Source organism: Brevibacillus sp. FIR094 (genome assembly GCF_050477165.1).
In the GTDB taxonomy this organism is placed as follows: Bacteria; Bacillota; Bacilli; order Brevibacillales; family Brevibacillaceae; genus Brevibacillus.
This window is the reverse complement of sequence record NZ_JBEAES010000033.1, coordinates 1-24,609: the sequence shown is the minus strand read 5'-3', so window position 1 is coordinate 24,609 and position 24,609 is coordinate 1. Positions and strand designations below refer to the sequence as shown.

Below are 24,609 nucleotides of genomic sequence, written 5' to 3'. Positions count from 1 at the left end.
TTTACTTGCCCACCCCCTCTATCTTTTCCTACCCTATAAAAAGAGGGGGAGAGAACATGTACGCATGCAGTTATTCAGGTACGGTGCTCGGCATAGATGGAATGGTCGTCACTGTAGAAACAGACATTGCCAATGGCCTACCTCAATTCGATTTGGTCGGACTGGGCGGTTCAGCAGTAAAAGAGGCGAGAGATCGTGTTCGTGCGGCCTTGCGCAACGCAGGCTATGACTACCCAATGCAGCGGATCACCGTCAACCTGGCACCAGCAGACCAGCGCAAGGAAGGCTCAGGTTTCGACCTTGCAATTGCTTTTGGAATTTTACTCGCCTCGAAGCAAATGCTCCCTAGACCAGAGAGAATCCTCGTTCTTGGAGAGTTGGCGTTAGACGGTTCTCTTCGCCCTGTAACGGGTGTGCTCCCCATTTTGCTAGAAGCTAAAAATACAGGATTTACACACGTGATTCTCCCCGAACAAAATGCAGCGGAAGCAAGGCTTGTCGACATTACCGTACTGCCTGCGAGCAATCTGGAAGAGGCTGTGAACTACTGGAAAGAGGGACTTCATAGTAAGAACTCAGACTTGATTTTATCCGAATCGGAGACAGGCAAGACAAATAAAAACCAACTGCCCCCGGACTTTGCCAATGTTTACGGACAGCAATTTGTAAAACGTGGCTTGGAGATCGCAGCAGCTGGATTTCATAATGTGATATTGGTGGGGCCTCCAGGTTCAGGGAAAACCCTTTTAGCTACTTGCCTGCCTGGTATCATGCCGAACATGACCATTCATGAATCTTATGAAGTGACGAAAATATACAGTATTGCTGGTCAATTGAAGCGGGAGAGAGGGCTTGTCGAGGAGAGACCTTTTCGTGCCCCACACCATACAATTACCGCTACTGCACTGATTGGCGGTGGTGCGCAGGTTCCACGTCCCGGAGAATGTAGCTTGTCTCACGGCGGGATACTCTTCCTGGATGAGATGCCCGAGTTTTCTCGGCATGTATTAGAGGTACTGCGCCAGCCGCTGGAATCAGGGATTGTCACGATTGGCCGATCTAAGCAGGTTTTTACCTTCCCCGCTCGTTTTCTGTTAATCGGTTCGTGTAATCCTTGTCCGTGTAGATAATATCCTTGGCAAAACAATACTGAACAGTAACTGAAGCGCGAGGGCGTTTTGAACCTTCACTAGGTGTTGTATGTACTTGAATCCGCTGAACCAATGTCTTCACAATTTCACGTCTCGTTTCAAATGAGGGATTGTCATCTAGTTTGTTTCGCAGTGATGTGAGCAATTGAAAAGCATTCATTACCTTAGTAGAATAATCGCGGTCAACTTGCAACGAAGTCCGTATATCTTTTAAGCGCAGCTCGAGGATCTCTTTCTCTTGATTGATTTTTTGAATCTGTTTCTCTAAATCGGTAAAAGTGATGATGCTTTTACGGAAGAGGTCCAGGATACTTTGACGTTCTACGTCTTTATCATCTATGCTCTTCTGAATAAGTGCTGTTTCGGATTCCAAATCTACCTTCTCAGACTGCTTTACTTCCCTTGCTGCAGCAATCTCCTGAAGAGCTTCCCCAGGCTGATTAATAAAGGCCAAGCAATCTCTCCACACAAGATCCTCAATCCAATCCTGCGGTAAATTCTTCGAGGTACATTTCCCTTGCATCGGGCCCTTATATGCTTGTTTACCCGTACAAACATAGAATCCTTTCAAAGCACGCTTACTTCCAGGATAATGAATACCCACATAGGTTAATCCGCAGCACTGACATTTTAGTAAGCTACGTAGTAAATACTGATTCTTGGTGTTACGCATAGCTTCTATTTGGTTACTTCGAAGGACTTTCTGCGCTTTCTCCCATGTGTCTACATCAACGATGGCTGGAACTTCACGTTCAATTACATCGCGCTTTCGTGTGCTCCGTTTTCCATAGAAATGTACACCCTTGTAAGAGGTATTCGTAATGATCCCACGTACTCTTGAGGGGCGCCAAATACCTGCAGTATTCTCTTTCCGTTTCCCACGAGTAACTTTCCGAGCATCCTTGGCGTAAGCGGTAGGGACACCTAATGCATTTAAGTAGTCGGAGACTTTTATGCAGGAGTGTCCTTGGTTAGCTAGCATATGAAATATCAGCCTAACAACTCCTGCCTCTGTCATATCGGATTGGGGGAGGAGGTCTTCACATATCTCCAGGTAGCCTTCACTATCTACTCGGTACCCATAAGGGACAATGCCTCCAAGCCATTTGCCTGATCGTGCAGCGCGGTTTGCACCGTACCACAGTCGTTCCAGAATGGTCTCACGTTCTAAGTCAGCTACGCCTGCCAGAATGGTTAGAAGAAAGCGACCAGATGGGTCACCAGTATCAAATGGCTCCGTCATGGAACGGATTTTTACACCGTCACTTTCTAGCTCGTGAACAGAATTCAGGATGATTCTAGCGGATCGTCCAAGTCGGTCTAACCGGTAAATAAGAAGGAGATCGATAATTCCGTTCTTAGCATCTTGTAACAGTTCGCGCCCAGCTGGACGAGCTTCTAGTGGGATTGTTCCAGTAACGCCGTCGTCCTTGTACCACTTAACGATTTCTAACTGATGGAGATCCGCATACTTACGAGCAAACTCGAGCTGGTTTTCGATCGTACCTCGCTCAGCTTGATCATCGGAACTTACACGGGCATATACTGCTAAACGTACCAAAATAACAACACCTCGCAGGGATAGGGAATGTACGTTCTTGTAATTTTTAAATAAAATACACACTCCTTGATATACGGCGGGTGTGTATTTACTTGTTCTCTCGTATTTGGGCTCTTTGTAACGCAAGTCTGATGACTAAGCCAGTAAGACTCACAGTATAAAATGTTGCAAATAAGAACAGGAATAACTCAAGAGAGAGAAAGAAAGGTATAAAGCAGTTTTGTTTCAATGCTTGTAGTATCAACAGGATTAAACATGTGACAATGTTAGCTGACCATAATACAACTGCAAACCAGAATGGGAATAAATATTTTTGTAAAAGCTGTTTTTCCAACATTACTGGCAAAAGCGATTGATGAAAAAGGGTGATAGTAAGTGTAAGAGCTGCTATCACTATGCCAAATATTGCTGCCGAGGCACCTAGTAAGGTACCAGATAGCAAGGAAGAGAGAGAAATGAAATCACTTCCCTCTGACTTATTTCGTACAATGAAAATGATAAAGCTTGTTGTAAATATAATAGCCCAGTAAAACGACCATGTTTTAAATTCTCTAAAGCGTACGATTTTAAGGAGACCAAGAAAAGTTGTAGATTCATACGTTAATTGAGTAACTTTAGATTTTGAAGGGCCATTAGACATCTATATCTTCGCCTCCCTTTACTTTAGATTTTATATCCATGATAAATTTATAAAGTCGGGAAAGCAAACGTTCCTGGTCAGGTTCATGTATTTGAATGTATCTGACTTCATTACTGGAAGAAAATTTACGTGATTTTTTTTCAATAATGGACTCTTTGCGTTTCCCTTTTCTTACATATTCATCGAAGCCACGAACAGCTACTTCTCCATAACCTGATTCTACTAAAGAAATTCCATTTTCAAGGGTGCGAGTAAATTTTGTGGCATCTGGGCTCACCGAATCAATTATTTTTAGTCCATCTGGGTTTACCAATTTTATATCTAGAGTTTTAAGTCCAGCGTCATCTATTATCGATTGATATATGTTATACTCCTCTTCTCCTGGGTTTGGATGAATTAGCTCAAATTTAATACTTGTTACCTTTTGTATGGATAGGACTTCATTTCTAATTTTGTGTGGGATCGGGACCGGCTTCACAATAACTTCACCTACTAAAGGATCTCTGCTTAATAGTATTCTAAATAAGTCCCTAAAGTCGGATGCAGAAATTTCACTTGTGCTCTCATGAGCAAGTATTTCGCCAACCGGATCATAAACAAAAAAAGCTGTCTTTGCTAACTCATGCTCTGTTTGCTGCAATTGGGTAGAAGACCCAATCTTAAATTTTTGTTTTACATGTCTTGATTTTGTTACATTTCCAATGATTAAATTCTTTCCTTCAAATGATATCTCAGCATAATCAGTGAATGACCAGTTCCATGAGCGCAGTTTGATTTCTCGCGGGTTTAATATGACTCTTGGTATATGCACTAGGATTAATTCTTTAAGATTTGGACTAAGAATATTTCCATGAATATTAACTTTTGCAGCATAGAAAACCCTACGGGACATGAGCCATCACCTTTCCTAACCAATCATTTTAATAATAGTCGATGCTAGAAACTATTAACTCAATAATAATAGTGTTTCCTTGCAAAGACAGTCGTAAAATGTCGAAGATTAGGAAAAAGGTCACGAATCATACGGACTTAGTTCATCAAATAAGACAAATGCTCCCTATGCGTTAAGTAGAAAGGTCATACTGCCTGATATTTTACCTTCTCACGAATTCTTCTCACCCTCTCTATACATAGCTCTGATGTAATCTTAAACTGCTCCGATAATACATCAACGATCTCTGGCTGCCTAAAATCATAACTTGTCAGCATGTGCAGGGGCAGTGCAGCATACCTGGTAAAATTCCTTGCATCCCATTCCTGTAGTTCACGAAAGGCAGCGGGCATCATTAGTTGGCGTCCGGAATGACGGAGGATATGGCATAGCTCATGATAAAAATGCTCCCTTTGCATAAGTGAAGGGAGTCTTTTGTCTATCGTTATACTCTTGAAGCGCCCGAATTCATATGCCATTGATGGAATCTCTTTGTAAAAGAGATGGATGCCTAGTGATCTTGCAATACGCTGCTCTTCTAATTCGTCAGGTGTTTTTATCCCAAGTTTTCTGTAAAAGTGGCTTAACCAGGATTCAAGTGAGGTAGGAGAGTAGGACAGTTTCATCAGATCACCTCTTAGGAACGTTTGTTCTTATTGTATGATCCTACCATGTGCTTAGTCTTCTTACTAGTGACAATAAATTGTATAATTTCTGGATGGATGACCAATTGGAGGAGAAATATATGATGATTGGGAAATGGTCGATCGATGTGATGTATGGACCAGGTGCTCAGGAAGATACAGAGATTGTTTTCTTACCAGACGGAACGGGATGGATTGCATTCTTTCACTATGAGTTATGTGAGTTAGAGACTTTTCGTTGGAGAAACAATGAAAACGGCAGTATTAGAATCAGAGGAGAAATATATCAAACGATAGGTGAACCACAGGAGAAATCAAATTTAGAAATAAATGAGCTGTTCTATATGGTTAAACTAGAAAATACTCCCTCAGGTGAGGAAATGAAGGTGATCACATTTTCTAAACCGATATGGTGTAATGAACAAAAATTTGGCTTGTTAACAGATAGCATTGAAAATGAGAAACTACCGTCATATAAAAACGAAGCGGAGAGTATAAAACAACTTATTCAATTCCTGCCCTTTGATACTCCCGAAATACTTCAAAATGATGCAATCGAAAAACTAAAACATGCTTCAGAAGAATATTTGGACATGTTAATACAACCTTTGGATAAATCATATTGGGATAATGCAGCAGTAGTATTATCTAGCATAGAGCATCAACGTTTAAAAGGGCATATACCAAGTCTTCTAATGTGGTTACAAGATATGAACTGGCCGGGTGCTAAAGTAATCGCAAAAGTACTGGTTGAAATGAGGGAGCTGGTCATTCCTCATTTAAGACCGATTTTACTCGGCAATGATGTATTGTGGATTTATTGGATATTGATAGGACTGGTGAAACATTGGCCTACAGAATTGGTTCTTGAGTTGAAAGATGAGCTTATAATCCTTTCAAACAGGCAATCACAAGAGGAGATTGATGTGATTGCTAGTGAGATCCTAATACAGCATCGTCTACTGTAAATTGAGCTGGAAAGGTGGGCTCAGCAAATGAATCTTATCGATATTCAGATAAAATTTAGCGAGGTTTTAAAAAAGAAACTAAGCATCGAGGAATTCGAACAATGGGTGTATGTTACTCCAGAGATTGAAGAGCATTATGGGCTGGCCGTTTACCTGGAGCTTATTAGCCTGAATTTCAAAAGGAAATATATGGATCTGAATTTTTACGGCGGTAATACCTTTTGGAGATCGTGAGTACCTCACAATCAAAGAGGAACTAGTTATTGTTGCAAGTGTGTATTTGGCCAACAGAAAGTGCAGAGTTTGGTCATGAGCGATATTCACGGATATGTAGTTAAATTTCTTAATTATGCAAGGTTTTACATGGGGTCTAAAAGGGCATCATTACTTGTGAGAAGGTGTCAAGGGTTTACAACGGAACTAAGAATCTTGCCCTCCTCTTGAATTTTGATTGAGATTTTAAAGTCAAAAGGGAGGCGCTTTTATGATTGGCCTCCCGTTTATTAATGTATTAGTTTATTTTTTAATACAATTATGTTCTCATCGAGGCTGTCAATTGCTTTTCTAGATAGCGTTTTCGCTTCCTCAATCAGTGATGATATTTCTGTGGAGTTCTTTGAGGATTTAATTACAGAAATTTGCCTGTAAATATTACAGAGGTTCAAAAATTCTTCGTCTGTTATTTCAGGTCCTAAATTCGGAGAGCAGTTTAGCCATTGAGTGTTTTGTAAATGAGTATCTATGATGTTGTGATGCTCTTCGGTAGGAGAGTAAGGAATGAGAGAATCAAGGACTAAATTATTATAGCTTATTTCTTCACGTATAAGCCTCATCATGGTATAAGTAGTTCTTACAGATTGCTGATAAATGTGTTCAGTTCCTTTTTTCACTTGGTATCCAGCAACAAGAAAGGCAACAATACCACCAATGATTCCTCCAGAAATGTTTCCTAAGGAGCTAATGGTGGTGTCTAACCATGAGTTGTTTGACTTTGACATCTCAATAATGGCTACAATTGAGAATCCTAATAATATACATGTTATAACTACTGATATAATGATCCATATCAATACTTTGAAAGAAATATTAATCTGTCGATTCATTTTAATCCTCTACCTTTAATAAGTTGGGTTAATTTACTGGTAGGACTAATTGTTGCTTCAATTCTGGCTACTTCCGATGAAATAGGTTCTCCGGCAGCATTAACATTTGATTCAATGACTTCTTCCAGGGTAGGTGCCCCTCCATCTATGCTAGCTAAAGATGAAGGGGAGAGAGGCTTTAAATTATCAGGCAACCCTTTGAACGTCTCGTACGTAGAGTTGGGATCATTATTTTCCTTGTGTAAAAGTTTGTCAGCATCCGGATTAAGAGTGAAGTATGTTTTGATGTAAGGAAATATTTCCTCAATTTCATAATCCTTATCGCATTCTTGACAAAACAAAATATGATCAACTCCTTCCTCTTGAAGAAGTTGATTATTTATAAAAATTTGTTGAGAGACACAAGCGGGCGTTGAACATTCAATGAAAAGAGAAATGTTGAAAATTCCGTCAGTGTCTGTGAAGTACATAAAAAATTTTAAGCTGTCTCTAGTTGAAAGGTTAAATTCGAAAGCGAAACGATATGGATTTATAAAACTATAACCAGCATTTAGACTGTTCTTAACAAAAAGTTCAAGATTATGAACAAGTGTTTCAGGAAAAAGCTTACTACAATCTGTATTTCGGTAAATATTGTTTAATTTTTCGTAGAACATATGCCTCCTTCTCCCTTCCATCTCTTGTCATGCCATAATAGTATTGTATGATCATAGTATCTTCTCTGGCTTCAAGTTTTACAAGTACGTAGCTATCCTTAGCGTTCGTAGTATACCAATGGAATCCAGCCTCCTGCATCTCCTGTTCTTTAAAAATTAATTCTTTAAGATGCCAGTAAACCTTCGATCCGTATATGGGATTAAAGTCATCAGTTCTTGAAGATGCACGTGTAAAATCTCCCTCCTTAAAAACAAATCGAAAGACCCAGCCCTTTTCAAAAAATGAATTTTTAAAAGTCTTGCTAAGATCTTGATAAACCACGGCTTTTATTTGCTGTACATAATCTTTTGCAACTTTCTTTACCTTCATTTCCGTTAGGAATTTAACTATTTTTTCGTCAGTTCCACTTGGAACTTTACTTTCGAGAAGTCCTTCAGCATCAAGACTGAGTTCTTTAAATAACTGAAAAATAGTTTTCTTAGCAGCTGTTTCATTAAGGCTAATAAATCTGTGATTGAATGGTAGACGGTCTAACAATGCCTTTATTCTAGTGATGATAACTTTCTTTTCTATTCGTGATTTTTCCAGAGTGTTGAGGTTAAATTTTACGATGAGATATTTATTTACCAGATCAAATGTAATGCCTACGAAAAAATTAATGTTTCCTCGTCTGCTTGTGATTGTTGTTACTTTAATGAGTAAATGTAGGTTATTCATTACTCCATCTATATGCTCTAATCGCGTTGAACATAATTCATAATCGGTGGTAGCCAATTGTTTATTTAGTAAACCGTTATAGAGGAATGAAGGGTGCTTCGACAAATGTTCATGAGCATCTAATACTGAAAGTTTTGTTTTACTAAACAAACTGTCGTATTCGTAAATTTGATGATAGTTATTATTAGCATAAAAAAGTTCATTGAATAAATACTGATCAAAGATTTCAGGAGTTAAACGACTCTTAGGATTATTAAATTCAGACTGAATAATTCGCACATATGGAGAGTAATCATTTCTGTTTTTGGTTTGTGTGTTTTTCTCAATATCCTTTACTTCGTAACTTTTAAGGAATTTTTTGAGGTTAATTTTTGTGATATTTCTAAGTGTCGCTTCTGATAACATTATAACGTTCCCCCGATTGCGATTTGTTGATAATTATCTTGCCTTATTCAAACCACTTGATATATCCAAACCCACCCTTCGACCGCGCAACTGCATCCACCTTCTCTGGGAAGAGCAAGGATAAGCGATAATACACAAATTCTTCTGAAACAAGAAATATGTCAGTCGTCAGCTTAAACACTATGAATAAGAAAATTCCACTGACAATGGGGATTAATTACCGCATTATTGTTGCATCTGACATAAGTTTTGTTAGGGCTATAAGCATTCCTCTTAGAATAGGCATATTTTAGCAGTTACACGTATAATACTGTTTAATAGGTAAAAAATCCGTCGCATTGTGTCGAAAATTAGGAATGTTATCATATTTACTTTTAAGTAATGGAGAAAAAGAAAAAACCTGCTATATAAGCAGGGGAAAGTTAGATTACAGCAAGTTTTAATTTATCGTGTATTTTCTGTAATCGCTCTACGCATAGTTGTGGTGTCACTTTAAACCGATCCGATAAAATGTCTAAGATATCGGGCTGGTTGAAATCATATCCGGTAATCATATGGAGTGGCAATGCAGCATACCTCGTAAAATTCCTAGCATCCCATTCCTGTAGCTCACGAAAGGCAGCCGGCATCATTAGTTGGCGTCCGGAATGACGGAGAATATGACAAAGCTCATGATAAAAATGCTCCCTTTGCATAAGTGAAGGGAGTCGTGTGTCTATCGTTATACTTTTGAAGCGGCCAAACTCATATGCCATTGATGGGATTTCTTTGTAAAAGAGATGGATGCCTAGTGATCTTGCTATACGATGTTCATCTAGTTCGTCAGGTGTGTTTATCCCTAGCCGTTTGTAAAATTGACTTATCCAAATTTCGAGTGGAGTAGGAGAGTAGGGCAATTTCAATAAAAAACCTCCTAGGAACGTTTGTTCTCATTTCATAATCTTACCATTTTTTATCGGTTACTACTAGTGACAAACTATGTATAATTACTGGAAGAAAATTCTGTTTATTAAGTCATCAGGTAAAGACCGCAGGGAGTAAGAGGGGGAACAGCAAATGAAGCTTTTAGGTTTAGAAATTAAGTCTAATTAGGGATTTTATGAGAAGTCTTGCATAATAAGAAAAGAACGTTAACCCATTTTAGTTAACGTTCTTCTTGATTCACTGTAAGAGAGTCGATACCTTCGAGTCAATCTCGGTAATCAATTCCAAAGTACTTTTTGAATTATGGATATTTTTGCACAAATCGAACTTAAATACTTTTTTGTTCCTACAGCTCATAATATGCGGAAAAGTCTTTTTAAATTGATGATAAACTGCATCGATCTTTTGTTTGCCGTTTAGAATCAAATCGATTCTTTCAGTGTCTCTAATTTGGCTAAGAAGGGTTGCACCTTTTATCCAGATTTCATCAGTTAAACACACTCCTTTATTAGTAATAAAACATTTTAATTTTTCAGCATTTACTTGGTTAACATCATTATCCCACCACTCTTTATGTTCAATGCCATAAGATTCCAGAGGGAAATTCCAATCGTTATCAATTTTAATTAGGCTACCTATAATGATTGGACTTATTGAATCAATTGCGTCATGTATAATCTTTTCAGAGGAGATCTGAGGGCTGTTTACCAATCTAAGGTCCTCTATAGTACTATCAATAACTTCCTTACATGTTAAATAGTTTTCCATGTTGTAGTAGTGAGTATAAATAAGATTTTCATTGTCAGTTATCAATTCATCCTTATATCGTTCGAAGTCTGAATCTAGAATTGCAATATATCTAAAAGGGAGGCCTGCTTGCATATTTTTCTCTATGTCATTCTTACAGTTACCAACCACAAAATCCATCAATTCCCAATTCACTTCACTTTTCTTCAACAAATGACCATATACTTGAATGTCTGTCGAACCTTCGACTATTAAAGCAGGGATAGGATGCTTCTCCAATAGTGTAGTGTTAATTTTCTCTTCTATAGTCAAATAAAAGTCTGTCATTATTCGTCGTCCTCCGGACCGAGTTCTCGTACATTATCGCGATAGTTGGAGATTATGAAGGGGGAATGTGTTGAAATAATAAATTGAGTACCTTCTTGTTCAGAAACTAGAGAACGGATAAACTTACGTTGCCAACTTATGTGCAATGAGAGTTCTGGCTCGTCTATAATAACGATCGATCCCGGAGTTAGTGCAAGCCGTGTATAAACAAACAAGGCAACCAACTGTTTTTCACCAGCAGATAAATCTTCATAATATAGCCTTTCTTCGTCTTTAAGAAAGGTTATCTGTCCATCTTTAATTTCAATTTCCTTTTTAATAAAACGGCTCAAGTTTTGGGTAATATTTAAAAACGGGGCTTTAAATTTATCAATTTCAGAAGTAACATCATGATACATTTGTACAAAACCGTTAAGTCTATCAAGGGACTCAGTTATTCGTATGTATTTATTAACAGAATCTACAGAATCTATATCCATTTTTTCAGATTGTCTTCTAGATTGCTTCGTAGGCCGCTTTTCGGAGGGGATTCCATTTAAATAATCTTTGGCCCAACTCACATTATCAGCATAATTAGAAATGGCTTTGAGAGAATTGCGATCCGTATCATCTATTAAACCAGTACGTTGAAATACTTCTTCTAAAATTATTATAAATTTCTGGCGATCAAACTCGTTAAGAGCTATTACGTTTCTTTGAATACTTGGTACATCAAGTAGAGAGAACAAGAAGTTTTTAACTAGTGAGTTTAGTTTTTCCTTTTCAATTTGAGTGACTTCTCCCCATTTTTTAAGAACTACGGTTTTTATATCTTTATTAGATATACCAATTATTGAACCACCCATTCTTGCAATTAAAACATCCTCTACAATATGACGAGGTAAATGATCTAATCCTCTATTTATCTTAAGTAATGGCTCCCAAAGTAATTCAAGAAAATCCGTCTCTAGTCGACGATAGGTTGGGAAGTACAGGGAACTTACTTCATAAAAAAATAAATCGATTTTTCTTTCTAATTCCTTCTCAGCACTTTTCTTATTAAGGACTAATACTGTTCTTGAAATTAATTCATTAAAATCATCTTCTATTTTTTTGTTACTTATGTCTGTAATAAAATCATAATTTCCATTTTCTAAGTTTTTAATAATCTTTTTTATTGCTTCACTTGAAATCTTGAGTGACGGAAAGTGTTTCAGAACATTACGAATATCAAGCCGTCCTATTAATATTTTGTCGGATTCTTTATGTACTAATATTTTTCCTTCATCGCTATCTAAGGCTACAGTTTCAAAATCGTAGTCAAATAATTTCATAAAACTTTTTGTAATGATAGCATTTATAATATTTAACACAGTTGTTTTTCCAGATCCATTCATACCAACTAATAGTGTTAGTTGGTTGTCAAAGGAAATACTTTTCACATTGTCTTTCTCGCCAAATAGATTAGTAATTTTAACCTCTTTTATCAACTGACTTCCTCCCTAAGGTTATTGGTAAATTTTATTATATATCTTATTACCTAAATTTGGGTTATATTTTGCTGTTAAATCCCTACAATAAATTAAAATTGACAAAGTTTACACCAACGCAGTAATAATCGTAGATAATCGAAAGGTTTCTTTACAATTTCACTCATTAATTAATACAAATAGAACAACAAGAAACGAGGTCAGTTAAATATTCTTCGCACAGGAGTTAGAATAAAAATCCTCGTACTCAACTGAACTTAATTAATAGATAAAGAGAAACATGCTAATTGGTGTCTGTTGTCATTTCTTATTATCCTGCTCCGCCAGATACTCCAAATACCTTACATGCCGTAATAAAGCCTACTCATAAATCTTCCCCATGTATAGAATAGCAGCGAGTGACTTCCACTCGGGCTGAACTGGTAAATATCCTCTATCCTTTGTATCTTCCATCCAGGCTTCTATTGACTCCAAAAAGTGATCGAGAGATAGGTTCTCCCATTCATCGGGGTTATCTTGAAGATCGTGTCTTAATACCTTAATAAATTGAATGAGATCATCTTTTGAATCAACTTTATTGCACTTCTCAAAAAGGTTCATACTTTAAGATTTCTCCTTCTGTATAAATGCGAAGATACTCAACGTTTAGCGTTTCTTCACAATGTAATTATTTTCCCACAGTGATATTACAACATCCATTTGACTATTGTACACTTTATCTGCACAGATGGCTTTCCACAAAGATAGGGGGCTTTTTGTAAAGGAGGGGTCTTGTTTTAACAACTCAACACCCTGAATCGCATACGATTTACTTTTAAGAGATGTTGTATACTTGCCACGTGTTATTCCACGTACCAAGTCCTCTTCACAAAGCCCTAGGAATGTACTCCGAGGACAATCTTTATCCTTGCTTGATCCCGCGCTAAATATTTCGGCAGACGCCTTCTTCCAGGCTTCTCGTGGAGTAGCAGCTTGCTTTGATTCAATCAGTTTAACTGCCAGTAGTGCAGTTTCACCGTATTTACCCATAAATTATGCCTCCTGATCTCTAATAAAAAAGAGACGGCTATTGATTAGCTCGTCTCGTTGTCATTTCTATTGCTCCGCAATATACCTCAGGTACCTTACATGCTCTAAAAAAGTCTACTCATAAATCTTCCCCATGTATAATATGGTAGCGAGTGATTTCCACTCAGGCTGATCTGACAGATACCCCATATCTATTGTATCTTCCATCCAGGATTCCATTGCCTCTAAAAAGTCAGAGAGCGATAGGTTTTCCCATTCCTTAGGGTTCACTTGAAGGTCGTTTCTCAATGCCTTTAAAAATTGAATGAGTTCATCTTTTGAATCAACATTCTCTCGTTTCTCAAAAAGGTCCATTTTTTAGAATACTCCTCCCTTATAAAAGCAAAGACACGCAGCGTTTAGCTTACCGTGTCTCGTTGTCATTTCTCCTGCTCCGCCAAATACCTCAAGTACCTCACATGCTCTAAAGCCTTCTGTTTATCTTCCTCGCTCAATTTATCCAGCTCGTAGAAAAAGAGGTTTTCAAATTCTGAAAGTCCTTTTTCCTTGTTATCGGTAGGGGAGGGGTTCTTAACCTCAACAATATAATGAGTATCTCTCTCTTTGACAAAGAAATCAGCAGTGCGACCAAGAAGGTAATCAACAGATACACCAAAATAGTCAGCTAACTTTGTTAGGGTTTCGTTGTCAGGCTGAGAATGGTTGTTTTCATATTTTGAGATAGTGGAGTAATCAAGACCAAGAATCTTAGCAACTTGATCTTGCGTCTTTTTTGCCTCTTTTCTTGCTTGTTTTAATCTTTGACCAAACGACATAAAATCACCCCACGTCCTAGTAACGATAGTAACTATAGTAACCATTATACGATAGTTGAATAATCTTCAAAATAAATTTGAAAGAATTTCAAGTTTTTGTTGACTTATTGAAGTTACTTCATGTATTCTGAATTCAATAACTTGAAGTTACTTCAAATTTGGTGGTGAAAATAAAAATATGGCAAATGCAAATGTACTAGAAAAGTATCGTAAGAAGAAAAAGCTCACTGTAAAGGAACTTACAGACAAGATGGATAAGACACCTGGCTGGTATTCTAAGATTAAGTGTGGCCACTTTGTTCTTCCTAGTTATCACTTACCCAAAATGGCATCAATACTGGGGGTAAAGCCTGAAGTGCTTGCCAAAGAGTATTTTTCAGAGTATGAACTTGAAGAATCTTCAAGTTGTGAAAATGATCAACAACCAGCCTGAAAGGAGGCCAACAATGATCAAACCACCTAAAGGGATCGAATTCCATCGTGAGTTCGCACCTGATATGAAACGAATGGTCCATGCTTTAGAGGTTTTGCTTAAGTCAAAACCAGCAGAACCAAAGGAAGTCACTGATACTGATCAACCAGTAAAGAAAGAGGAAACAGCCTAAAGGAGTGCTGGACGACCCTCACACAACTGCATAGAGCGCCGAAGAGCGGGAGCGAGCGAAGATATGAGCCGAGCCATAATACATTCCACCATCTCACCAGGTAAGGGTGATAACAAGGTCAAGGTGGGGTCACTGCCAAGACTCGACGCTGCATGCAGTTGTGTGATGAAAGCGAGGTGAGAACAATGCCTATAACCATAGCGTACTTCCTCCAGATCATGCAGAAAGAGATATATCCCACATTAAAGAAAACTCCAGCCCTATTTAGCACTGGTGACTTATCGCATTCTATAGCTCAAGCAGCTAAACAGGGCCTTCAAAGAAACTAATGTAGCATCTGTTCAACTTTCTTCATTACATCTGAAATGTCTTCCTCTTCTGACTGAGCCAGAAGCGAATAGACCAATACAAATGAAAGCTTAGTCGCAAGACGGAAGGATGTTTGGGACATTCCTTGTATCAATCCGGCGATAATCTGGTCTTTTTCAAGTCCTTGGCTATGAAGTAATTCAAGAAGCTCTCTCTGATTGTCTACAAACTTTTGTTCGTACAAAGGGAAGATTTTTTCTTCAAGAACAGAAACGAACTTGTCCAAATCCATGATGTCACCTCCTCTGCAAAAGAATCAGAAGAACTTTAATCGTCAAAGTGCACGTTCTTCCGACAAACAGATTCGACATTTGTTATGGAAATCCCTACCAATTAATTCTTGTATCGGTCTAAAAGAAAATCCCCAAGGTAAGCAACCAAGGGGAAGTGTGAAAGATGAGCACAGTTTCATTGTAATTCGAAAACCAAATAGAAAAGAGGAGAACAGATGGGGAACAGCAGCACAATGGTTTCACTGTACTCTCGCTCACGGATACATGACATCTGCGAATATGCTTATCAGAATCAGCGTACAGGCGAACAACTGACGTACGAATCACTTGGGAAGAGGTTGGGAAGATCGGCACGCTGGGTTTCGGATGTTATTAATGGCCGAGCCACACCATCCCGAGAGGATGCTGAAGCGTTCGTGAAGGAATGCGGGAATCACCGATCGGTGCGGATGATTAAACATCTGTTCGGGGATGCTCCCCCACCAACGGACCCGCGCTTGATGGTCAATTTTACAGCTACTTTATATAACCTCATCAAACAATGCCAGGATGTAATCCATGAAGCTCAGGCATTGATTGAATGGGAGCGTAAAAGGCGACCATGGGATTCGTTATCGACAGATGAAGAAAGGCTCTTGAAGGAAGCAGGTAAGCAGATTGAAGACCTATTCCAGGCGTGTGATGACGTACATATCTTGATGGATGAACGCTACGGTATTGATCCAGCCATTCACCAACACAACTGGTTACTACAAGCAAGAGACCTGGAGATAGTCATAACCGATCCACGAGAGTTAATGCGCCGCGAACGACAAGAAATGTTATTTGCGGGAGGGCGGACTCAATGAAATCAAATCAAGACTGGAATCGGAGAATGCTCGAGGTACTCGAAAAAACATACCAATATGACGCTACTATGACGGAAGTTCAGATGCCGGAGGTCGCAAAGCAATACACGACAGCAGACGAACAAAACGAAAACTATCGTGAACGGTTGCTTCTTTTTAAAGAAGATTTAAAGGAGGTGAAACAATGAAGGAACTAACAACAGCTCAAGGTGTCGTTGAATTGGTTTGCGACGGAGATCACCCGGTTGGACGTAAGGTGATTACTCTAGGCGAGATGGTTGAATTAGAGCGAATGGCAGAAAAAGAGAAAACCGCCCGCGGCGAACGGACGGCTTAGAAAAACAAATCTAATCGAAGCGTACCATACCTGGTTGAGGAGGACAAGCCTTTGAAAAAGTCAGTGGCTTCTCAAATAGCAGAGTTGCAGCGTGAACTTGAAAATGCAGAACAAGCATATCGACAAGCTGATGATGATTGGCGTGCGGTAGATGTGCAATACGTTCAAATGAAACGTCTTCGTGAGGAACTAGATGTTCATAAACGTGATTTGGCCCATGAGATAGAGTGGCGTGTACGGGAGATCGCAGCATTAGAGGAGGAGATTAAGTATGAGCGCACCAGTGCTTGATTTTCAAGAATATGTAGAGAAAACGGAATCGAGCAGGCAGCGTTCGATAGAAACTTTGGCATTTGATATCGATAACAGTGGAATTGAATGGACAGTACGGGATGTTATCGAGGAGCTGGAGCTATTAGTTGATGGGAAAGCAACAATGGACTTTGAGGATTTCATTGATGGAATCAGAGAACAGGCAAGGCGCTTACTCAAATAGTCGAAACTGGGGCAACATTGCCTCAGTCTGCCGGGAATAACCATCCGGCACTGATGAGACAGGTTACATAGCGAGGGAGAAAGAGCGTGGCGCAGTCAAGGGTGCTGCAACGGCCGCGTAGAGGTTGGGACGCGGCACCTCGTATCCAAAAAGGAAAGGAGGGTGTACGTGGTTTGGAGCAGGCCGGTCAATGTAAAGAAGCGTGAGGACTTGATCCAAAGAACAGGGACTCTGAAGCACAAGGTCACCATCGTTGACGCAAAAGAAGAATTTCATGGAGTGGATGTCAAGGTACGAGATTTCAGAGGGGAAGAATACTGGACTACATTAGATGACGTTGAGTTGGACAAAGAAAAAGACCCCGCGGGAACGGAGTCAAACGGCTAAAACTTGGTTGTTTCTAGCGTAACGCGTTTACCTCTAAAAAACAAGAGGGAGGGACAGAGCATGCAAGCCATTCGTTTGGTGAATACGCTAAACATGCAGCATGAAGACTGGCTGGAACATCGACGTCTTGGAATTGGTGGTTCCGATGCTGCCGCGATATGTGGATTAAGTCGCTACAAATCACCGATGGCAGTTTATCTAGAGAAACAGGGAGCGCTTCCTCCAGTAGAGGACAATCCAAAAATGAAGGCAGGACGACTTCTGGAACCTGTTATTGCTGATTGGTTTGCAGAGGATACGGGATATAAAGTATGGCGACAAAATGCGATATTTCAGCACCCGGAGCATCCCTTCATGCTAGCAAACATTGATCGCTGGCTACCTGGACAGAATGCAGGTTTGGAATGCAAGAACACATCTGAATATTGCAAGAATGACTGGTCTGGTACGCAGGCACCAACGGAGTACATTCTCCAATGCAACCATTACATGGCTGTTACTGGGGCAGATAGATGGTTTATAGCCGTTCTGATAGGAGGCTGGGACTTTCAATGGCGGGTAATCGAACGAGATGAAGAGCTGATTAAGAACCTGATTACTATCGAAAAAGGATTCTGGGAAGAGCATGTGGTGGCAAAAGCTCCGCCAGTCTTTTCACATCAAGATACTGAGTACCTAAAGGATGCATTTCCTGAATCTGTTTCGGACTCTTCGATTGAGCTACCTGAGGAGGCATACCCGATCATCCAAGAGTTGCATCTAGCAAGAGTGGCTAAAACCCAAGCTGAACAGCGAGAAAAAGCAGCAAAGAATCAGATTAAGGGCTACATGCAAACAAGCGAAAGAGCGTACTTTCAAGTGGATCTTCGGTTTACCTGGAAGTCTGGGAAGCGCGGTCGAATATTTCGGGTAATTGGAGGCGATGAGTAATGGCTGAAGATAAGAAAGTTAATCAGTCGGACATAGCAGGGAAGCTAGCTCAGCGCACGATGACAAAGGCTGAAAACTTCAATGCAGTGATCAAGAAAGAGCTTGCCGACAACTTTCAAGCTATTAGATCGTTGGTTCCTAAGCACATGACGCCTGAGCGTTTAGCTCGAATTACGTTAACAGCCATCAGTAGGACGCCAGCACTTATTGATTGCACACCCGCATCTATTGTGGGAGCTGTTATGAACTGCGCAACGTTGGGACTGGAGCCTAATTTAATCGGACACGCCTATTTAGTCCCGTTCAAAAACAATCGTACTGGGCAAATGGAATGCCAGTTTCAGATTGGATATAAAGGACAGATTGATTTGATTCGACGAACTGGTGATGTATCTAAGATTTACGCTGAGACGGTCTACGAAAACGACTTGTTCATTTACATCAAAGGTGAGGACAAACGACTAGTCCATGTTCCTTTTGATATGCTGCACCATCTAGAGAACTTCACTCCGAGTAAGGATGATTTCATGGACATTATGATGGCACAAGCTATCGGGGCCATTAAATCTAGGGGTGCCAATGAACAAGGAAAGCCAGTTCGTTACTACTCGGCATATCGCTTGAAAGACGGCGCTTTCGATTTTGTTACGATGATGGCCGAGCAATGCCACAAGCATGCCATGACGCATTCCGCAGCCAAGAAAGATGGAAAGCTGGTAGGACCATGGAAAGACCACTTTGAAAGCATGTGCAAGAAAACCTGCATCAAGGAAATGGCGAAATACATGCCGATCAGCATCGAAGTGCAGGAGAAGCTTTCGACTGATGAAGCCGTTCTGAAGCTGCGTAAAGATAACGGAATTGAGTCCGACAACATTTTCGATGTTGATTACAAAGTAGTAGAAGACGGTCAAGCAGTACCCGAGCAAGAGGCAGCGGAGCAATGATAGAGCGATGGTTTTTACTCCCGGACTTGTACCGGTTGTATGACGATCCTGAGACGCTAAAACGGTTTGCAAAAGCATATATGCTACGAAACTATCCGGAATGGACACCAATCAAGATAAAGCAGTACAGAGTATTTGCGCAAAGGCATGGTGATAAAACATGAGCATGTTCAATGAGGTACGGGCCGTCCCTAAACCCACATTCAAGCGTCGAGTGAAGAAACAAAAGGATCGCGGGAAGATCACTTCCCAGGTACTCGCAGAGGTCTGGAAACGGGATAAAGGGTGCTGCGTGTTATGCAAGAAAAGTTCTAAGCAAGTATGGACATTAGAAGGGCACCACATTATCTTCCGAAGCCAAGGAGGAACTGGGGAGCCATGGAACGTTGCACTGGCATGCGGTCCAGTTACTCAGTCAGGTACGTGCCATTGGAAGGCTCATAACACGCGAGCGGGTCGCTTAGCGTTTATTGAATACCAACAAAAGACTCTCCTTCCTTTCTATCAGGGAGGAGCATCATAGCGGGAGGAGTTGAAGGAAGTGGCTAGAGCAAGGAACATCAAGCCAGGATTTTTTAAAAACGAAGACCTTTCTGATCTTAACCCATATGCAAGATTATTGTTTATTGGTTTGTGGTGCTTAGCAGATCGTGAGGGGTTTTTAGAGGATCGGCCCAAGCGAATAAAGGGTGAGCTTTTCCCTTATGAAAATGTCGAGGTAGACCAGTGCTTAAAGGACCTACACGATGCTGGCTTTATCCTCAGGTACGAAGTGGATGGAGAGCGTTTCATCAGTATTCCAAAGTTTAAGGACCATCAAAATCCTCATCATAGAGAAGCAACAAGCAAAATACCAAAGCCTGAACAAGGTAAGTACAAGCATGGGACTGTGACTGACCTAGGTAAGGCCCAGCCTCAGAACAGCCTAGGGCTTTCCTCGGAAATTCCGTGCCTAGGTAGTGACGAGCCTACTAAAAGCCGTGCTGATTCTCTGATTCCTGATTCCCTTAAACTGATTCCTGATTCTCTGATCCCTGATACCACTACTACTGATTCCAAGGAACAGCATAAAAGCGTGGTGGTGGTCGGTGGTAGGGACCTGCAAGTTTTCAACAGCGTAATTGATCAATACAAGCATTATTTCAACTTCGACCCTAATCCAACTATCATGCAGTTACTACATAGCTATCTCGATGACGGGGTACAGTTGGACTTGTTGGCTTGGGTAATGAGATATGCAGCAGAAAAAGGCAAGGCTTGGGATTACGCAAAAGGGACCCTTGAGAAGATGTTCGTTCAGGGGGTGCGGACTGCTGAACAAGCAGAGAAGGTTAACCAGGAGTTCCAACAACAGCAATCGCATAAGGTTGTACCTATCAGAGATAGCAAATTAAGAGTAGACAGTCTCCCGGCATCTGTTCAGTGGCAAATGGAGCAAGAAAGGGCAGGGGCGTTCCAGTCCCGGGAATCACCGCGTTTATTACGTGATGACCCGGAACTAATGGGAATGCTTGATCGCATGAGACGTTCAAGGACAACAGGTAGCTAGAAGAGGGATTTAAAATGCAGGCACTTCAAAACGTGATTAGCTTTCGAGGTTAGGATTGGGAGTCATGGTTATCTACTGAATGTTACGGCAGACTGGGCGTTTTACCGAATGAATTATCTAGGATAAGCTCGCCCATGGCTGCCAAATAGCTCATGAATATGGCGATAAACCCTTACATGCATGTCTGGAAAAACAAAGGCAACTTCTCCAGCAGCAAGTTGCAGTTTATCTGATGACTGTTCAATAGCAAACGGTATTTCTATAGACTGCAATGTTTCTTTCAAGTAACTAACTTCGGACCAAGACACCGAGTAATAAAACGACTTTTCCACGTGAACAACTCCTTCGTTATTATTATGCCACGAGGAGTAAGGACAAAAAAGATGGGCACAAAAGCTCCATTATGTTAAATCACACACTACTTTTGCCAAAGTACGTAAAAACATTCCATATTCCAATAGCTAAAAAAAGGATACCGAGTAAACCGTAATCCAGGCTAGTTATCATTAAATAAAGACCATTCAAGCAGATTACAATTGAAACTATTTTATGCAAAGTAATTTTTTTCATAATACTCACCTATATACAGTATTTTACAAAAAATGTATCACGAAATTTGTTTATTTACAAATTTCTCAGGGAGATAAACACAGCGGAAGGAGGGGGAGCAAATGGTTAAAACGGTCAACGTCCTCTCGTTATCAGGCGGCAAAGATAGCACGGCAATGTGGTTGTATGTATCGAAGGAACTTGGGTTGGAAGTTTATCCAGTATTCGCAGACACGGGCAATGAACACGATTTGACTTACCAATACGTGGACTATCTCGAAAGAGAACTCGGTACAATACACCGCGTGAAAGCCGATTTCACATCTCAGATCAAACGAAAACGCAAATATGTAGAAACGAAATGGCGTGAAAAAGGCGTTCCTGAAAATATTGTCCAAAGTGCATTGTCTGTACTTGAACCAACGGGAAACCCATTCCTCGATCTTTGTATCGTAAAAGGAAGATTTCCTTCCCGAATGGCTCAGTTCTGTACCCAGTTCCTGAAGGTGTTTCCGGTTCAGCAGCAAGTATATTTTCCGCTGATGGAACAAGGTAATCATGTAGTCAGTTGTGTGGGGGTGCGAGCTGCTGAAAGTAGTGTACGAGCTAAGTATTCAATGCGGGAAGAAACACCAGAAGGATGGCAGTTATATAGACCGATCTTGGAATGGGATGTTAAGCAAGTCTTTGAAATTCACAAAAAGCATGGAATCGAACCAAACCCACTGTACAAGTTAGGAATGGGACGAGTAGGCTGCATGCCTTGCATCAACTGCGCTAAAGACGAACTGTTTGAAATATCCAGGCGGTTTCCAGCAGTCATTGAACGGATCAGGCAATGGGAGGATATTGTTGCAAGCGCTAGTAAACGAGGTAGTGCTACATTCTTTGCTCCAGTCAATGGAGAGTGGTTTCGGATTGATACCTGGACGGAGTGGTCGAAGACATCTTATGGTGGCAAACAATACGACTTGATCAAAGCAATAGAGTTCGAAGATGTCCCGGTCTGTTCGAGTCAGTACGGTTTGTGTGAGTAGCGAGCAGACTTATCAAATTGTGTACTGTGATCAAGTTAGGTTGTCTTCACGAAGACTATTTTTAACTAGTTCCCTAAAGACAACGAATATCTGATCAATATTACTGCTTTGGAACCACGTAACATCTTTCCAATAGTCTTTGTATCCTTTCAACTGAGTGAGCACAGTAAGGATTTCGTCTTTGGACAGATCTCGTATGGACAATTTGTTGTGAAGAATGTTGGAGAGAATCTCAAAGCAAATAATTGGTTTACTATCTACACTCATTCCGATACACATCTCTCTAGACAGTTCGATTTCTGAAATTTGATCTTGTGTTAACAATGATTTTAGATCGTTCATCAGAACACCTACTTTTTGGAAGTATTCAAATATATTAACACAATAGTTAAGTTGTTAAGCGCCTAAAGTAGGTAACCGATAGCAACATGCCTACTACCCTCAAATAAATTGAATTTACTTCCTGGGGTTAATAATTCAAAAGGTGCTTCCTCAGAAAAGAAAGAGAAATCTGCAATGGTAGTTAGATCAGTACCAATCTCGGAATGCCAGATGATATCAGCGCTCCAGGTATCACCAGTTTTATCTTGAGTTTCAAACTCGACAATTGGGCAGTAACGAAAACTGAATCCCAGTGGAGTCGAACGTCCACCTTGTTCCGCAGTTAGCCATTTAATTTTTGCTTTAACAACCTTCTTCAAATGGATCACCTCAAGCTTGATTGTAACAAAGTATTTCCAGATAGAGGAAGGCTACCTTAACACATCGGTAATTTTGCTAAGAGTTATTTTTCTTATAAAAATCAACAAATTGATTATTTATATAGTTCGGCTTGATGTCAATGTAAGTGAGTTCTCCATAGTCACCCTCAAATAACGTATTAAAAGTTCTTTTGTTACGGCTCTCAACTTCGATTTTGTTGCCAATATTATCTTCAAAAACCATCAGGTAGGTATTCATAGAAGGAGAGATACCGTTACGGGCAATTTGTATTTCTTTTCTCTTTAAAGAACAAAGGGTGGTGGTTTGTGTACCGTTTTTCTTCAAGCTTTCTTGTTTCCAGAACAAAAACATGATGATACACACGACGCTTATTGGAAAAAGGATTTTAAGAAGGCTCGAAATATCCACTGAATCTCTCCATTCATTTGTTTCTAGTTAAATGTACGCAGAAATAAGTTGTCGGTTTCAACCATTAAAGACCCAGAAAATCTAAGGTATTCTTGTGAAACACAACACACGATTTGTTAAACGGGAGGAATCGCTTTGCTTAGCCTAGAGATCAATATCCAAGCTTAACACAAGCTCAATTATGTTAAATCACAGGAAAAAGACCATCCCTCTGCCACATGCATGGCTTTTGGACAGCCTTCTTGGAACTTTCATGAGGTTAGCTACATCTACTACGGGCAGATACAATAGCCTTGCGGGGTTCTTATGCACCCAGGTTTTGTTCCGCAAGGTTTCCAAAAGTTATCTTTGCCGATCATTTTAAGGGCTTTTTTCAGCATTATCATTCACCTCCGAAAGGTAATTTTTACCAATAAATACATCTTAACATTTGTAGGAAACTATAAAAACACCAATTTTCAGAATCATTTAGACTGTAGTTTAACAAATTGCTCATTTCATTAATTCGTCAGTGTAGACTTAATGACTTCACAGTATTGGTCCCATCTAAAGAAGAATGGCCCAATATTAATTTTGAATTGATAGTTATCCTTGTAGAAATCACTCCAAATTACTAGGTTGTCTCTTCTATCAAGTTTGGCCGAGATGAATCCACATCCCAAATCAGCACATTCCGGACAAACCAAGATTGGTGCTCGGTACCACAGCAGTGGATGAGGCTTTTGAAGTAAGAAATAACTGATCATTTCCTCTCGGTACTCTTTAGTACCATCACCTAGACTGGGCACTAAATCATATTTCTCAAGTCGCTTATGTAAAGAATTTCCATCAATTATGAAATCACTGAACTTTACATTTTGAAGGTGAGGTTCATCTGTTGTAAAACGTTGCCTAACTTCAGTTGATAAGTGATGAAATTGCAAGAGTGGTCGTCCTCTCAATAATTTACCTTAATTATAACAAGTCTGGAGAAGCGGTGCTTTTAGCATTAAACACAATGTGTAGGGAGATAAGTGGTATCGAATAAATCAGCAGTTTACAATTGGAAATAAATTGATATGAAATCGGGGGAATTGCTGTGTACTGTAAGTTGTTTATCGATA

Annotated in this window: 33 protein-coding genes, 1 other RNA gene and 1 pseudogene; 17 read left to right on the top strand and 18 right to left on the bottom strand. The window is 39.9% G+C overall.

The window, feature by feature from the left end; all coding sequences use genetic code 11:
- Window positions 1-56: 56 nt before the first annotated feature.
- Window positions 57-1,124 (top strand): annotated as a pseudogene (locus ACQ5DJ_RS23655) (YifB family Mg chelatase-like AAA ATPase); the annotation flags it as partial.
- Here ACQ5DJ_RS23655 and ACQ5DJ_RS23650 read toward each other — a convergent pair.
- From ACQ5DJ_RS23650 to ACQ5DJ_RS23635, 4 genes are all read right to left on the bottom strand, one after another.
- Entirely contained in the window at window positions 1,072-2,712 is a 1,641-nt protein-coding gene (locus ACQ5DJ_RS23650) for a recombinase family protein (protein WP_429844561.1), read from the bottom strand. The pseudogene ACQ5DJ_RS23655 and the gene ACQ5DJ_RS23650 overlap by 53 nt on opposite strands.
- 88 nt (window positions 2,713-2,800) lie before the next feature.
- Window positions 2,801-3,352, bottom strand: coding sequence for a hypothetical protein (locus ACQ5DJ_RS23645; RefSeq protein WP_429844560.1), 552 nt, complete (start codon window positions 3,350-3,352; stop codon window positions 2,801-2,803).
- Complete coding sequence (locus ACQ5DJ_RS23640; protein WP_429844559.1) at window positions 3,345-4,244, bottom strand: hypothetical protein; 900 nt, start codon at window positions 4,242-4,244, stop codon at window positions 3,345-3,347. Before ACQ5DJ_RS23640 ends, ACQ5DJ_RS23645 begins: the two co-directional genes overlap by 8 nt.
- 185 nt (window positions 4,245-4,429) lie before the next feature.
- Complete coding sequence (locus tag ACQ5DJ_RS23635) at window positions 4,430-4,909, bottom strand: ImmA/IrrE family metallo-endopeptidase (protein WP_429844558.1); 480 nt, start codon at window positions 4,907-4,909, stop codon at window positions 4,430-4,432.
- Window positions 4,910-5,028: 119 nt separating this feature from the next.
- Here ACQ5DJ_RS23635 and ACQ5DJ_RS23630 point away from each other — a divergent pair, with 119 nt between their 5' ends.
- Complete coding sequence (locus tag ACQ5DJ_RS23630) at window positions 5,029-5,895, top strand: DUF5071 domain-containing protein (protein ID WP_429844557.1); 867 nt, start codon at window positions 5,029-5,031, stop codon at window positions 5,893-5,895.
- A 27-nt stretch (window positions 5,896-5,922) separates the two neighbouring features.
- Window positions 5,923-6,129 (top strand): hypothetical protein, encoded by a 207-nt coding sequence (locus tag ACQ5DJ_RS23625; RefSeq protein ID WP_429844556.1) that lies wholly within the window; start codon window positions 5,923-5,925, stop codon window positions 6,127-6,129.
- Between the two features lie 269 nt (window positions 6,130-6,398).
- On the opposite strand, the gene ACQ5DJ_RS23620 is transcribed toward ACQ5DJ_RS23625, so the two are convergent.
- The 10 genes from ACQ5DJ_RS23620 to ACQ5DJ_RS23575 form a co-directional block, all read right to left on the bottom strand.
- The gene (locus ACQ5DJ_RS23620; protein ID WP_429844555.1) at window positions 6,399-6,998 is read right to left on the bottom strand and encodes a hypothetical protein; all 600 of its coding nucleotides are present in this window, start codon (window positions 6,996-6,998) and stop codon (window positions 6,399-6,401) included.
- On the bottom strand, window positions 6,995-7,654 hold the full coding sequence (locus tag ACQ5DJ_RS23615; protein ID WP_429844554.1) for a hypothetical protein: 660 nt from the start codon (window positions 7,652-7,654) through the stop codon (window positions 6,995-6,997). Before ACQ5DJ_RS23615 ends, ACQ5DJ_RS23620 begins: the two co-directional genes overlap by 4 nt.
- Complete coding sequence (locus ACQ5DJ_RS23610; protein WP_429844553.1) at window positions 7,608-8,777, bottom strand: hypothetical protein; 1,170 nt, start codon at window positions 8,775-8,777, stop codon at window positions 7,608-7,610. Before ACQ5DJ_RS23610 ends, ACQ5DJ_RS23615 begins: the two co-directional genes overlap by 47 nt.
- 422 nt (window positions 8,778-9,199) lie before the next feature.
- Complete coding sequence (locus ACQ5DJ_RS23605) at window positions 9,200-9,679, bottom strand: ImmA/IrrE family metallo-endopeptidase (RefSeq protein WP_429844551.1); 480 nt, start codon at window positions 9,677-9,679, stop codon at window positions 9,200-9,202.
- A 259-nt stretch (window positions 9,680-9,938) separates the two neighbouring features.
- Entirely contained in the window at window positions 9,939-10,775 is an 837-nt protein-coding gene (locus tag ACQ5DJ_RS23600) for a DUF4435 domain-containing protein (RefSeq protein ID WP_429844550.1), read from the bottom strand.
- Window positions 10,775-12,244, bottom strand: a complete 1,470-nt coding sequence (locus ACQ5DJ_RS23595; protein ID WP_429844549.1) for an AAA family ATPase — start codon at window positions 12,242-12,244, stop codon at window positions 10,775-10,777. The genes ACQ5DJ_RS23600 and ACQ5DJ_RS23595 overlap by 1 nt, the downstream gene beginning before the upstream one ends.
- A 360-nt stretch (window positions 12,245-12,604) precedes the next feature.
- Window positions 12,605-12,844, bottom strand: a complete 240-nt coding sequence (locus ACQ5DJ_RS23590) for a DUF7660 family protein (RefSeq protein WP_429844548.1) — start codon at window positions 12,842-12,844, stop codon at window positions 12,605-12,607.
- A 45-nt stretch (window positions 12,845-12,889) separates the two neighbouring features.
- Complete coding sequence (locus tag ACQ5DJ_RS23585; protein ID WP_429844547.1) at window positions 12,890-13,273, bottom strand: DUF6979 family protein; 384 nt, start codon at window positions 13,271-13,273, stop codon at window positions 12,890-12,892.
- Between the two features lie 114 nt (window positions 13,274-13,387).
- Window positions 13,388-13,627: a DUF7660 family protein gene (locus ACQ5DJ_RS23580; protein ID WP_429844546.1), complete on the bottom strand. Its 240-nt coding sequence runs from the start codon at window positions 13,625-13,627 to the stop codon at window positions 13,388-13,390.
- Between the two features lie 65 nt (window positions 13,628-13,692).
- Window positions 13,693-14,088 (bottom strand): helix-turn-helix domain-containing protein, encoded by a 396-nt coding sequence (locus ACQ5DJ_RS23575; RefSeq protein ID WP_429844545.1) that lies wholly within the window; start codon window positions 14,086-14,088, stop codon window positions 13,693-13,695.
- Window positions 14,089-14,266: 178 nt separating this feature from the next.
- Here ACQ5DJ_RS23575 and ACQ5DJ_RS23570 point away from each other — a divergent pair, with 178 nt between their 5' ends.
- Both ACQ5DJ_RS23570 and ACQ5DJ_RS23565 read left to right on the top strand, forming a co-directional pair.
- Window positions 14,267-14,521, top strand: coding sequence for a helix-turn-helix domain-containing protein (locus tag ACQ5DJ_RS23570; RefSeq protein WP_429844544.1), 255 nt, complete (start codon window positions 14,267-14,269; stop codon window positions 14,519-14,521).
- Between the two features lie 13 nt (window positions 14,522-14,534).
- Window positions 14,535-14,693, top strand: a complete 159-nt coding sequence (locus ACQ5DJ_RS23565) for a hypothetical protein (RefSeq protein ID WP_429844543.1) — start codon at window positions 14,535-14,537, stop codon at window positions 14,691-14,693.
- Window positions 14,694-15,018: 325 nt separating this feature from the next.
- Here ACQ5DJ_RS23565 and ACQ5DJ_RS23560 read toward each other — a convergent pair whose 3' ends face one another.
- Complete coding sequence (locus tag ACQ5DJ_RS23560) at window positions 15,019-15,294, bottom strand: hypothetical protein (RefSeq protein WP_429844542.1); 276 nt, start codon at window positions 15,292-15,294, stop codon at window positions 15,019-15,021.
- A 216-nt stretch (window positions 15,295-15,510) separates the two neighbouring features.
- On the opposite strand from ACQ5DJ_RS23560, the gene ACQ5DJ_RS23555 reads away from it, so the two are divergent.
- The 11 genes from ACQ5DJ_RS23555 (at window position 15,511) to ACQ5DJ_RS23505 (ending at window position 20,789) form a co-directional block, all read left to right on the top strand.
- Window positions 15,511-16,143: a helix-turn-helix domain-containing protein gene (locus ACQ5DJ_RS23555; protein WP_429844541.1), complete on the top strand. Its 633-nt coding sequence runs from the start codon at window positions 15,511-15,513 to the stop codon at window positions 16,141-16,143.
- Window positions 16,140-16,331 carry a hypothetical protein gene (locus ACQ5DJ_RS23550; RefSeq protein ID WP_429844540.1) on the top strand — a complete coding sequence of 64 codons (192 nt, stop codon included), beginning with the start codon at window positions 16,140-16,142 and terminating at the stop codon, window positions 16,329-16,331. Before ACQ5DJ_RS23555 ends, ACQ5DJ_RS23550 begins: the two co-directional genes overlap by 4 nt.
- Entirely contained in the window at window positions 16,328-16,480 is a 153-nt protein-coding gene (locus ACQ5DJ_RS23545; RefSeq protein ID WP_429844539.1) for a hypothetical protein, read from the top strand. The genes ACQ5DJ_RS23550 and ACQ5DJ_RS23545 overlap by 4 nt, the downstream gene beginning before the upstream one ends.
- 51 nt (window positions 16,481-16,531) lie before the next feature.
- On the top strand, window positions 16,532-16,771 hold the full coding sequence (locus ACQ5DJ_RS23540; protein ID WP_041749504.1) for a hypothetical protein: 240 nt from the start codon (window positions 16,532-16,534) through the stop codon (window positions 16,769-16,771).
- Window positions 16,752-16,976 (top strand): hypothetical protein, encoded by a 225-nt coding sequence (locus ACQ5DJ_RS23535; RefSeq protein WP_429844538.1) that lies wholly within the window; start codon window positions 16,752-16,754, stop codon window positions 16,974-16,976. The genes ACQ5DJ_RS23540 and ACQ5DJ_RS23535 overlap by 20 nt, the downstream gene beginning before the upstream one ends.
- An RNA gene (locus tag ACQ5DJ_RS23530) (hammerhead ribozyme type II) lies at window positions 16,975-17,044 on the top strand. Before ACQ5DJ_RS23535 ends, ACQ5DJ_RS23530 begins: the two co-directional genes overlap by 2 nt.
- 100 nt (window positions 17,045-17,144) lie before the next feature.
- Complete coding sequence (locus ACQ5DJ_RS23525; RefSeq protein ID WP_429844537.1) at window positions 17,145-17,363, top strand: hypothetical protein; 219 nt, start codon at window positions 17,145-17,147, stop codon at window positions 17,361-17,363.
- 60 nt (window positions 17,364-17,423) lie between these two features.
- Window positions 17,424-18,293 carry a YqaJ viral recombinase family protein gene (locus tag ACQ5DJ_RS23520; protein WP_429844536.1) on the top strand — a complete coding sequence of 290 codons (870 nt, stop codon included), beginning with the start codon at window positions 17,424-17,426 and terminating at the stop codon, window positions 18,291-18,293.
- Window positions 18,293-19,240, top strand: a complete 948-nt coding sequence (locus ACQ5DJ_RS23515) for a recombinase RecT (protein ID WP_429844535.1) — start codon at window positions 18,293-18,295, stop codon at window positions 19,238-19,240. The genes ACQ5DJ_RS23520 and ACQ5DJ_RS23515 overlap by 1 nt, the downstream gene beginning before the upstream one ends.
- A 160-nt stretch (window positions 19,241-19,400) precedes the next feature.
- Window positions 19,401-19,763, top strand: coding sequence for an HNH endonuclease (locus ACQ5DJ_RS23510; protein ID WP_429844534.1), 363 nt, complete (start codon window positions 19,401-19,403; stop codon window positions 19,761-19,763).
- Between the two features lie 18 nt (window positions 19,764-19,781).
- On the top strand, window positions 19,782-20,789 hold the full coding sequence (locus ACQ5DJ_RS23505; RefSeq protein ID WP_429844533.1) for a DnaD domain protein: 1,008 nt from the start codon (window positions 19,782-19,784) through the stop codon (window positions 20,787-20,789).
- Between the two features lie 113 nt (window positions 20,790-20,902).
- Here ACQ5DJ_RS23505 and ACQ5DJ_RS23500 read toward each other — a convergent pair whose 3' ends face one another.
- Complete coding sequence (locus tag ACQ5DJ_RS23500; protein WP_429844532.1) at window positions 20,903-21,121, bottom strand: hypothetical protein; 219 nt, start codon at window positions 21,119-21,121, stop codon at window positions 20,903-20,905.
- Between the two features lie 339 nt (window positions 21,122-21,460).
- On the opposite strand from ACQ5DJ_RS23500, the gene ACQ5DJ_RS23495 reads away from it, so the two are divergent.
- Window positions 21,461-22,375 carry a phosphoadenosine phosphosulfate reductase family protein gene (locus ACQ5DJ_RS23495; RefSeq protein ID WP_429844531.1) on the top strand — a complete coding sequence of 305 codons (915 nt, stop codon included), beginning with the start codon at window positions 21,461-21,463 and terminating at the stop codon, window positions 22,373-22,375.
- 404 nt (window positions 22,376-22,779) lie between these two features.
- On the opposite strand, the gene ACQ5DJ_RS23490 is transcribed toward ACQ5DJ_RS23495, so the two are convergent.
- Both ACQ5DJ_RS23490 and ACQ5DJ_RS23485 read right to left on the bottom strand, forming a co-directional pair.
- Window positions 22,780-23,076, bottom strand: coding sequence for a hypothetical protein (locus tag ACQ5DJ_RS23490; RefSeq protein WP_429844530.1), 297 nt, complete (start codon window positions 23,074-23,076; stop codon window positions 22,780-22,782).
- A gap of 76 nt (window positions 23,077-23,152) precedes the next feature.
- The gene (locus ACQ5DJ_RS23485; RefSeq protein WP_429844529.1) at window positions 23,153-23,506 is read right to left on the bottom strand and encodes a hypothetical protein; all 354 of its coding nucleotides are present in this window, start codon (window positions 23,504-23,506) and stop codon (window positions 23,153-23,155) included.
- Window positions 23,507-24,609 lie beyond the last annotated feature (1,103 nt).